Source organism: Flavobacterium sp., from assembly GCF_003525665.1.
In the GTDB taxonomy this organism is placed as follows: Bacteria; Bacteroidota; Bacteroidia; order Flavobacteriales; family Flavobacteriaceae; genus Flavobacterium.
In genome coordinates this window covers 13,540-22,234 of sequence record NZ_DQDX01000149.1, presented here as the reverse complement: position 1 = coordinate 22,234, position 8,695 = coordinate 13,540, and the positions used below count along the sequence as shown (strand labels likewise).

The following is an 8,695-nucleotide window of genomic DNA, read 5'->3' as shown; positions in this document are numbered from 1 at the left end:
TTCAGATTTCAGGTTTCAGGTTTCAGAAAAGTAACTCACACAAAGTTGTCATTCCGTAGGAATCGCATTAGTTAATTATATGAAGTATTTTATCTTTTTTATAAAATTCGTCTTTATCTTTTTAATCTCAATTTTTATAATGGGAGCAATAATATTCAATATCGATGAAAATATTGGAATTAATAAAACGGTTGGTTGGGCTTGGGATCTAAAAAGTTTTATAATTCCGCTTTCGATAATTTATTTTTCAACTTACTTGACTTTGTACCTTTTAAAAATAAAACCAAATTTAATTATTTCAATCTTAAGCATAGTGTTACTTGTGGTTTGTTTCAAATTTTATAATTTAATTTTCATATTATTTATATCAAGCATACTCCTATTTTTATCAAATTGTATTTATTCAATTTATTTGAAATTTAAAAAGGAATGATTACTGAACAAGAAATAATCAATTTCATTGAAAAAGAATTTTGGAAATCAAAACTTATTTCTGACTCTGATGTTTTTTCAGTAGTTGGAATTGACGGTGATGATTGTGATGAGTTTCTACAAAAATATTCTGAAAAATATTCTGTTAACATGAACGATTTTCTATGGTATTTTCATTATCAAGACGAAGCTAGTTTAACATCGTTTAACATTGGTGGTTCGTTATTTAAAAGCCCCAATCAAAGCGTAACAATGATTCCAATTACACCAAAAATGTTAACCGAATTTGCAAATTCAAAAAAATGGAGCGTTGATTATCCCGAACATAATTTGCCTAAATACCGATATGATATTATCATAAGTTGGTCTTTTATTTTTTTATTAATTATTCTAATAACCATCATTATTTTTTTACAATAGCTTAAATTTTAATTTTACATATCTTTGCCGAAATTCATTTGAATGTCCAAACTCTCACTTTCCAAAAAATCAATTCAAGTTATTAAGTCTATAACCAACAGTACGTATCTCGATTTTATTGGTTTGGCAATTGTAATTACTGCTTCGATTGTTTTAGGATATCACAACACCGAATATAAATTTTCTTTTCAAGGCAAAAACTATGTTTTCTTTTTGGGCTATGTTTCCATTGTCAATACTGGATTGTCGATGATTGGAAATCGATTGGTTACAAAAAGGAATAACATTGGAAACTTTCTAGCAACTTGCAACACTTTCTTAAGTGGTTCCATTGATTATTTACTTGGAAATGTTGGTGCAATTTTAACTTATCCAGTAACTTTTATTGGAAATTTTTTAGTTTTTAGAGCTTGGAAAAAAAGCACCGTTTTACGTTCGATAGATTTTATTTTTTATCGAAATTTAATTCTCGGATTTGCCTTTTCGTTGGTTCTAAATTACATCGCTTTCAAATATCTTTCAGATAAACCTATCGATTGGAGATTGTTCTTCGCAATCGCAATTCCAGCAGGATTAACCTTTGGCGGAACATTCAATACCGCAAGAATGTATCCAGACAATTGGTTTATGTGGCAGATTTATAATTTAACAAAGCTCATTCAAAATTTGCTACAAATGAATATTGCAAATTGTGCTAAATATATTTTCTACTTTTTCAACGCCATTATCGGATACATTACTTGGGATGATGATAAGAAAATCGAATCCAATTCTAAATAAATTTTACAACAAAAATCGATAAGTAGCTTTTATCAAAAAGATGTTTTCGGGTTTTCTTCCTAGTATTTGCGAATCTAAACTTCTAAACAAATCATCTTTCGGATTTCCTAAACCTGTTGTTCCTTGCGACCAAACTAAGAAAACTTCAGAACCCGGAATATATTCCCAACGCAAAACCAAATTAGAACGAAATTGAACGTAGGTAAAATCAGGATTTCTAATGCTGTAATCGGTTGAGCCATTTGCATCTTCATCTACATCATATTGATCGTTTGTAGTGTCAAATGCAATTTGATTGGAATTAAAAACCTCAATTCTATCTCCATAATATTTAGCAACAGGATTGGTTACTCTATTAAAATCTTTATATTTTCCGCGAGAAATAAATGGTTCGCCATAATATTGGATTGTCAAATTAGGGTTGATACAATAATCCATTCGAATCGCAGCACTTAAAGTTCTTTGATCGATATCGGCCATAATATATCGTGGCGTTGCTCCAAAATTAGTTTGGGCAACATATTGCGTTTTACTTTTATTGATAGTATAATTTGGATACATAGAAATAGTAAACGCGTTGATTGGTTGATAAGCAAAACCCGTAGAAAATTCGGTGTACGAAAACGAATTATCTTTTCCTTGAGAAACCACTAAACCAGCGTCAAATCTAATTTTCTTTCTAGAATCGGTAGAAACATTGAAGCTATTTATCACTTCTTCAGAATATCTAAATCGTGGTCCACCTTGTAAAACCGTATTGGTGAAAATCTTCGGTTTGTGAATCAGTTGATAATTCAAATACCAATTGTTCTTCAGATTGACATTCGAGCTTAATGAATTTTGAGTTCGGTTGTGATTTCCATCAAAATCGTAAGTTGTAAATTGCTCAAAACGCGCGTTGATTTTTCTAAAATAACCAACTGGTTTCAAGGTTTGATACGTTAGAATTCCTATCTGTTTAATATCATCCGCTTGACGTAAAAAACCAATATCGTTCAGTTCCAATTCTGGTGAACGCCATGAGAAAAATCCGTAATAACGCCAGTTTCCAACGCTATTTTTTCCTATTTCTAATTTTCCTCCGGTTCCAGTTAGCGAAGTTCGGTTTTCATCCACTTCAACATGACCAGCATCAACTCGTTGAAATAAATGCGTTAATTCACGTTGCGTTATGGCAATTGCTTCCTTGCTTCCGTTAACCTGACTTGCAACTACATTTCCTAGAATATAGTATTTTCTGTTTTTCCAATTGTGCATAAAATCGAAACCTGCTGTATAAGCCGATTTTCTCAAATAATTCAATTGGTCGCCTTGCAAATTTCTGTTTGTTGCAGTAAAAATTCCTCCAAAATAACTGTTTCTGTTATTGAAATCTTTTTGTGCTCGACCAACAATGTAATTCGTTAGTAGTTCAACCAATGCTTCTCTTCTACCCGTTCCGTCATCAATTTTGGCCAATTCTTTATCAGTTACACTTTCTAAAACACCAATTGACCAACCATTTTTAGTTTTTCCGCTAAACTTTGCTGCACCAAGAATTGTACTGTTAGTAGGAATATCAACATTTTCGCCACCAGAAGTTGTTGGATAACCTTGCGGACTTCTGCCAATTCGTCGAGAATAAAATAAATTATCCTGTCCATCGGCAAATTGGTAATTAAAAATGTTCTTGTTTTCTACAAAAAACGGTCGTCGTTCTTGAAAAAATATCTGAAAACCATCGAGTGCAATCGCTCCTGGATCAGCATCAACCTGACCAAAATCGGGATTGATGGTTAAGTCTAAAGTCAAGTCGTTGGTGATTCCAATTTTCGCATCCAAACCTCCAGTAATTTTAGCATCGCTTCCATCTCTAAACGGATTTCCTTCTTCTTTTGGATATGTATCGAGTTGCGTAACAACAAACGGTTGAATTTCTAATTGTTTTTGTGGCTGAATATCAACCAAACCGCGAAGTTCACCAAATTCACTAACCCAACCTGGCGCATCACGTTTTACACGTTGCCAAACCGATCGTTCTTCGGCACGGAAATACCTTCTGGAAGATTGTAAACCCCAAACTTGTTCTTTACTCGCTCCAAATTTTAATTGACTAAACGGAATTTTCAATTCGGCAGTCCATCCTTCTTCATCGACATTGGTTTTTACATACCAAATTGGATTCCAACTTCCATCCCAATTGTTTCCATTGTCTGATATAAATTCGTCGCCTTTCACACCAGATGCTGATATTGTAAACGAAAAACCAGTTCGTTTATCGTTATAACTATCAATATTAACTTCAACCCAATCGCCTTCAAATCCGTCGCGACGAGACAATCGTTTTATGATGCCTTTTGGATCTTTGTCGTAACATTTGAAAGCAAAGTACAAGAAGTTTTTATCGTAAACAATTTTGAATTTGGTTTGTTCTGTTGGCGGTGTATTTTCGTCGGGTTCATTTTCGATGTAGTCGGATGTCCAGTCTACGATATCCCAACTTTTATCGTTAAGAATTCCGTCAATTGTTGGTGCTTCGGTTTGATTTAAAAATTGAGTAGTATACACTCGTTTTTCTACTGTAGAATTCTCTTGAGCTAGAATCGGGACAAATAAGGATGAGAAAAACAGTATGATTACTGTGATTGATGATTTCATGATTGATTGATGATTGATGATTGATGATTGATGATTGAAATAATAGACACCCATTTTCACCAATTGTTACACTTTCAAAACACAAAATAAAAAATTTAACTTTCGAGCATAAAAAAACCATCACGTTTTGCGATGGTTTTTTACTAAACTTTAAATTATTTTATAACTTCCTAGTCGATTCTCGTTGACGTAGTTCCGTTTTTACAATGGTAGTTTTATGATTGTACACTTCTTCTTTACTCTCTAGTTTATCTATCAGCATTTTGGTTGCTACTTCACCAATTTCTGGTCCATGTTGACTAACTGTAGACAAGCTTGGCGTATATCTTCTTGACCAAACTCCATCTGCAAAACCTATAACAGAAAGTTCTTCAGGAATTTTTAGTCCTTTTTTAATTCCCATTTTCATTGCCATTACAGAGGCATGTTCATCAAGAGCAAACACTGCATCCACTTTATTTTTTTCGAAAAAGCCTACTAATTTCGCGTCAAAATCTTCTACGGTTTCGGCAAGAACGATTAATTTTTCATCTACTTTAATTCCAGCTGATTCTAATGCTTTTTTGTAGCCTTCAGTTCTTAATTTTCCTACACTCAAATTATCAATTGACGAAAATAAAGCAATCTTTTTACAACCAGTTTTAATCAAATGTTCTGTAGCATTCACAGCAGAATCCAAATCGTCAACAATTACTTTATCGCAATTTACCTCGTCAGCGATTCTATCGAACATCACTATTGGCGTTCCTTCATTAATAATCGATTTAAAATGATCAAACTTTTGAAACTTTTGAGCTTCTTCCGATATTGATAATATAAAACCATCAATTGTCCCATTACTCAACATTTCTAGCGCACTAATTTCTTTTTCTAACGATTCATTAGAAATACACGTAATTACTTTGTAACCTTTTTCATCGGCAACTTTTTCAATTCCGGTAAAAACCTTAGCAAAAAACTGATTTAATATATTTGGAATAATCACACCAATCGTCTTTGTAGAACGGTTTTTCAAGTTCAATCCAATAACGTTGGGTTTATAATTTTTCAGCTTCGCATATTCCTGCACACGAATTTTAGTTGGCTCACTAATCTCCGGACTGTCATTCAGTGCTTTAGAAACGGTTGAAACAGAAACTCCAAGTTCCTTTGCTATTTGCTTTAATGTGGCTTTCGATTTCATTTTACATATATATAAGGTGTAAATTTATGAAAATTATGGATAGTAGCGAATGGTTTGCGCATTTTTGTAATCCATTTTCCTGCTTTCCTCCCAAAACTTTGCAAAAAAGCAAAGGTTTTTCCTTCCAATCAGGGCTATTTAGCCGTCAATTTGGATACTATAAATCGTTATAATTCAAAATAATAATTAAAAATTGAAATCCTTTTTGCATATATAATAAATAATTGTACTTTTGCACTCCCTTAATTGGGAATGGAATGTTTAATTAAAATAATATTATGGACGCATTAAGCTACAAAACAGTTTCTGCCAACAAAGCCACAGCTGAAAAACAGTGGATTGTTGTAGACGCTGAAGGTCATAACTTAGGTCGTTTTGCTTCAAAAGTCGCGATGCTTTTAAGAGGTAAATACAAGCCAAGTTACTCACCGCACGTTGACTGTGGAGATAACGTAATTGTTATCAACGCAGAGAAAATTAACCTTACAGGTAACAAGTTGGATGACAAAACGTACATCAGACACACAGGTTATCCAGGAGGACAAAGAAGTTTAACTGCTAAAGTTATGCAACAAAAAAACCCTGCATTATTAGTAGAAAAAGCTGTAAAAGGAATGTTACCTAAAAACAAATTAGGATCACAATTATTCCGCAACTTAGATGTAAATGTTGGTACTGAGCACAAACATGGCGCTCAACAACCAAAAACCGTTAACCTTAACGACTTAAAGTAATGGGAGTTATTCACAAAATCGGTAGAAGAAAATGTGCTGTTGCACGTGTTTATGTTACTGAAGGTACAGGAAAAATCACTGTAAACAAAAAAGAATTTGCAACTTACTTCCCAACTGCTACTTTACAGTACAAAGTATTACAACCAATGTCTATGACAGAAAATGTAACTAACTTTGACGTAAAAGTAAATGTATATGGTGGTGGTTCAACAGGACAAGCAGAAGCTGTAAGAATGGCATTAGCACGCGTAATGTGTGAAGTTGATGCAGAAAACAGAGCTATCCTTAAACCAGAAGGATTACTTACAAGAGATCCAAGAATGGTAGAACGTAAAAAATTCGGTCAGAAAAAAGCGAGAAAGAGATTCCAATTCTCGAAACGTTAATATTCGATATTTATCAGAATATTTTTTCAGATACATTTTTACAATTAAAATAGAATTTAAAACAAAGTTGTCGATATTCCTTGTAAAAAGGGAATTAGTTTAGCATCTAAATTTTCAAGACATATCGAAAGTGACTACTTGAAAATTGCTAATCACGGAACGTAAACTATTACACAATGGCAAACAAAATTGACGTTAAAGAATTATTAGAAGCAGGTGTACACTTTGGACACATGACTCGTAAATGGGATCCAAACATGGCTCCTTACATTTATATGGAACGTAATGGTATTCACATCATTAACCTATATAAAACTGCTGCAAAAATTGAAGAAGCTAACGAAGCTATGAAAAAAATTGCAGCATCTGGTAGAAAAATACTTTTCGTAGCTACCAAAAAACAAGCTAAAGACATCGTTGCTGAAAAAGCAGCTGCATGTAACATGCCATACATCACAGAAAGATGGCCTGGTGGTATGTTAACAAACTTCGTTACTATCCGTAAAGCTGTTAAAAAAATGGCTACTATTGATAGAATGAAAAAAGACGGTACTTTCATGACGCTTTCTAAAAAAGAAAGACTTCAAGTAGATCGTTTACGTGCAAAATTAGACAAGAACTTAGGTTCTATCGCTGATATGTCAAGATTACCTGCTGCATTATTCGTAGTAGATATCAAAGCTGAACACATCGCAATAAAAGAAGCACAAAAATTAAACATTCCAGTTTTTGCAATGGTTGATACAAACTCTGACCCACGTGAGGTAGATTATGTAATTCCATCAAATGATGATGCTTCTAAATCAATCGATAAAATTTTATCATTAGTAACAGACGCTGTAAAAGACGGATTAGCTAACAGAACTTCTGAAAAAGAAGGTGATGAAGCTACAGAAGTTGAAGCAGTAGAAGCTGTTGCTGCTCCAGAAGTTGCTGCTGTTGTTGAAACTCCTGCTACAGAAGTTGAAGCTACAGAAGAAACTAAATCTGAAGAATAAATAAAATAAATTCCAATTTTATAAATTCCAAATTCCAAAAAAAATCGGTAACTCAATGTTGATGATTTTTTAAAATTGGAATTTGGAATTTAAAAATTGGAATTTTTACTTTTAAATTTTTAATCTTAAAATAAAAAACAAAATGGCAACAATTACTGCTGCAGACGTAAATAAATTAAGAACAATCACAGGTGCAGGAATGATGGACTGCAAAAAAGCTTTAGTAGAAGCTGACGGAGATTTTGATTTAGCAATTGAAAACCTTAGAAAAAAAGGTCAAAAAGTTGCTGCTAACAGATCTGACAGAGAATCTACAGAAGGTGCAGCTATTGCAGTTGTAAACGCTGACAAAACATCTGGTGTTGTTATCACATTAAATTGCGAAACTGACTTCGTTGGAAAAAATGAAGGTTTCGTAAAATTAGCTACAGATTTAGCTAACCAAGCATTAAACTTTGATACTAAAGAAGAATTCTTAGCGTCAGATTTTAACGGAATCACTGTTGCTGATAAATTAATTGAGCAAACTGGTGTAATTGGTGAGAAAATTGAAGTTGCTTCTTTTGAGAGATTATCTGGAACTTTCGTTGGATCTTACATTCACGCTGGTAACAAAATCGCTACTTTAGTTGCTCTTTCTGCTAACGTTGAAGGTGCTGAAGAAGCTTCAAGAAACGTTGCAATGCAAGCTGCTGCAATGAACCCAATTGCTCTTAACGAGGAAGGTGTTGATGCTGCAATCATTGAAAAAGAAATTGAAATCGCTAAAGATCAATTACGTGCCGAAGGAAAACCAGAAGCTATGTTGGAAAACATTTCTAAAGGTAAAATTCAACGTTTCTACAAAGACAACACTTTAGTAAACCAAGATTACATTAAAGATGGTTCTATGAGCGTTGCTAACTACATTAAATCTGTTGATGCTAATTTAGTTGTAACAGGATTTAAAAGAGTTGCTTTAGGATAATTAATATCAGATTTTAGATATTAAATTTTAGATATAAACCTCGGTTCTTAATTGAATCGAGGTTTTTTTTTATCTTGATTTTTACAAAAGACGTTTACTATCTAGCCCTGATACTGAAATTTGTTTGAGCTCTCCCGATTTTTATCGGGAAGCGAGTT

The 8,695-nt window shown here is 33.2% G+C and carries 8 protein-coding genes; 6 read left to right on the top strand and 2 right to left on the bottom strand.

Annotation, left to right across the window (positions count from 1 at the left end):
• The first annotated feature begins 429 nt into the window (after positions 1–429).
• On the top strand, positions 430–852 hold the full coding sequence (locus DIU01_RS10525; RefSeq protein ID WP_290834222.1) for a DUF1493 family protein: 423 nt from the start codon (positions 430–432) through the stop codon (positions 850–852).
• Between the two features lie 42 nt (positions 853–894).
• Positions 895–1,632: a nicotinamide mononucleotide transporter family protein gene (locus DIU01_RS10520; protein WP_290834220.1), complete on the top strand. Its 738-nt coding sequence runs from the start codon at positions 895–897 to the stop codon at positions 1,630–1,632.
• Between the two features lie 3 nt (positions 1,633–1,635).
• Here the strand turns inward: DIU01_RS10520 and DIU01_RS10515 are convergent, their stop codons facing one another.
• Together DIU01_RS10515 and DIU01_RS10510 are read right to left on the bottom strand one after the other, a co-directional pair.
• Positions 1,636–4,323, bottom strand: a complete 2,688-nt coding sequence (locus tag DIU01_RS10515) for a DUF5916 domain-containing protein (protein WP_290834218.1) — start codon at positions 4,321–4,323, stop codon at positions 1,636–1,638.
• A 106-nt stretch (positions 4,324–4,429) separates the two neighbouring features.
• Positions 4,430–5,452 carry a LacI family DNA-binding transcriptional regulator gene (locus DIU01_RS10510; protein ID WP_290834216.1) on the bottom strand — a complete coding sequence of 341 codons (1,023 nt, stop codon included), beginning with the start codon at positions 5,450–5,452 and terminating at the stop codon, positions 4,430–4,432.
• A gap of 278 nt (positions 5,453–5,730) precedes the next feature.
• Between DIU01_RS10510 and rplM the strand changes: the two genes are divergently transcribed.
• The 4 genes from rplM (at position 5,731) to tsf (ending at position 8,537) form a co-directional block, all read left to right on the top strand.
• The gene (gene rplM, locus DIU01_RS10505; protein ID WP_290834214.1) at positions 5,731–6,186 is read left to right on the top strand and encodes a 50S ribosomal protein L13; all 456 of its coding nucleotides are present in this window, start codon (positions 5,731–5,733) and stop codon (positions 6,184–6,186) included.
• Positions 6,186–6,572, top strand: a complete 387-nt coding sequence (rpsI, locus tag DIU01_RS10500) for a 30S ribosomal protein S9 (RefSeq protein WP_035125159.1) — start codon at positions 6,186–6,188, stop codon at positions 6,570–6,572. Before rplM ends, rpsI begins: the two co-directional genes overlap by 1 nt.
• A 176-nt stretch (positions 6,573–6,748) precedes the next feature.
• Entirely contained in the window at positions 6,749–7,570 is an 822-nt protein-coding gene (gene rpsB, locus DIU01_RS10495; protein ID WP_290834212.1) for a 30S ribosomal protein S2, read from the top strand.
• A 142-nt stretch (positions 7,571–7,712) separates the two neighbouring features.
• Positions 7,713–8,537: a translation elongation factor Ts gene (gene tsf, locus DIU01_RS10490; protein WP_290834210.1), complete on the top strand. Its 825-nt coding sequence runs from the start codon at positions 7,713–7,715 to the stop codon at positions 8,535–8,537.
• Positions 8,538–8,695 lie beyond the last annotated feature (158 nt).